The organism is Pseudomonas sp. EGD-AK9, assembly GCF_000465935.2.
Lineage (GTDB): Bacteria > Pseudomonadota > Gammaproteobacteria > Pseudomonadales > Pseudomonadaceae > Aquipseudomonas.
Genome location: NZ_AVOF01000609.1, coordinates 1 through 1124, shown reverse-complemented (window position 1 = coordinate 1124; position 1124 = coordinate 1). Strand labels below are relative to the sequence as shown.

Here is a 1124-nt window from a genome sequence, read left to right as displayed (position 1 = left end):
CAGGGGCAGGGCGCTGCGGTGGCGCAGGGCACGCTCCACCGCCAGCCAGCGCAGGCAGGCGCCGAGGCTCAGCAGCAGGCTCAGCGCCAGCAGGCTGAGGGTGATCGACAGCCGCAACCAGGGCGCGAAGGCCTGACCGGCGAAGGTCTCCACGGCGATGCCGCCGCCGAGCAGGGCCAGCGCGGTACGGGCCCAGGCGAGGAAGGTGCGTTCGTTGGCCAGGGTGAAACGCGGGTCGGGCTCTTCGCCGCCGAGCAGGGCTTGCGTCAGGGGTTTACGCAAAGGAGGAGGGGTCATGGGGCACCGGAGAGATCGGAGGCAGATTGCACGGCGAGGGGCGGAGCAAGGCGCCTGTGGGCGCGAATTTATCGGCTGTGTCTGCGTCAAGTGTCGGCAAAGTCCCGTAGGGTGGGCTTTAGCCCACCAGTGGTAGTCCGCGTGGGCTAAAGCGGATCGCCGCCCAGCCCTGCCTACAAGGCTGCGCGTCGCGCCTGGCGCGGATGAACCTCGGGCGGCAGCCACAAAAAAACCGCCGACCCACAACGGGCCGGCAGTCGGGTAAAGCATCAGCGCAGGCCCTTGCTGCGCAGGGCGCCCGGCGAGTAGTCGGAGGCGCTGGCGCGGTAGCTGAAGTCGAACGGCTGGCGCTGTTCGTTGACCAGGCCCGAGGCCAGATAGCGGCCGTTGTTGAGGTCGTAGGTCACTTCCATGGCGTTGACCGCGGCCTGCCCGGTCGGGTGGTAGAAGCTGTGCGCCTCGCCGATGCGCCAGAGCTCGCCGCGGTTGTCGTAGTGGTCGGCGGCGAGGATCGCCCAGGTGTCCTCGTCGATGAAGTAATGGCGCTTGCTGTAGATATGGCGCATGCCCGGTTTCAGGGTGGCGACCACCTCCCAGACCCGATGCAGCTCGTAGCGGGTAGCCTCGGGGGCGACGTGGCCGGGCTGGATCAGCGCCTCGTAGCTGCGCTCGGGCGAGGCCAGGCGGTAGCTGTTGTAGGGCACGTAGAGGGTCTTCTTGCCGACCAGCTGCCAGTCGTAGCGGTCGGGCGCGCCGTTGAACATGTCGCGGCCGTCGGCGGTGCGCAGGCCGGCGGTGGTCGGCCCGGCGCTGTCGTAGGCCACGCT

2 protein-coding genes are annotated in these 1124 nt (G+C 69.0%); both read right to left on the bottom strand.

Annotated features, from left to right (window positions below):
• The coding region (locus N878_RS21620) for a YidH family protein (RefSeq protein ID WP_036988522.1) at positions 1–297 on the bottom strand (297 nt) is incomplete at its 3' end.
• Between the two features lie 269 nt (positions 298–566).
• The coding region (locus tag N878_RS21615; RefSeq protein ID WP_021445614.1) for a DUF1329 domain-containing protein at positions 567–1124 on the bottom strand (558 nt) is incomplete at its 5' end.